This window comes from Mesorhizobium sp. M7D.F.Ca.US.004.01.2.1, from assembly GCF_003997785.1.
In the GTDB taxonomy this organism is placed as follows: domain Bacteria; phylum Pseudomonadota; class Alphaproteobacteria; order Rhizobiales; family Rhizobiaceae; genus Mesorhizobium; species Mesorhizobium loti.
The window spans coordinates 1-427 of record NZ_RZRQ01000770.1; the positions used below are offsets into that span (position 1 = coordinate 1).

A 427-nucleotide genomic window follows, 5' to 3' on the forward strand; every position below is an offset into this window, starting at 1 on the left:
CAACTGCACACCCGCGGCGGCAAGCGCCACGGCTACGACTACCTCGTCATCGCCACGGGCTGCGTGCCCGCCCCCGAGCGCATCGAGGGACTGCGCGAAGCGGGCGATCATTTCTACCAGTACGAGCCGGCGCGGCAACTGGCCAGCCGCCTGGCCACGATCGAGCGCGGCCGCGTATTCGTCAGCGTCACCTTTCCCAAGACGCCGAACGTGCCGCACCAGTGCGGCATCGCGCCGAGCGAGACCACGCTGATGCTGGATGACTATCTGCGCCGCCGCGGCGTGCGCGACCGCGTCGAGATCGTCTACACCTACCCGACCACCTCGCAACTGCTGCGCAACTGCCTGTTCCTGCAAAAGCCCACCTGCGAAGTGCTGCCGGCCATCTTCGAACAGCGCGGCATCCGGTTCCAGCGCGGCTTCACGC

The 427-nt window shown here is 67.9% G+C and carries 1 protein-coding gene; it reads left to right on the plus strand.

Annotation, left to right across the window (positions count from 1 at the left end):
- Positions 1-427 (plus strand): FAD/NAD(P)-binding oxidoreductase (locus tag EN993_RS36720; protein WP_164758106.1); only part of this gene is annotated, 427 nt, incomplete at both ends.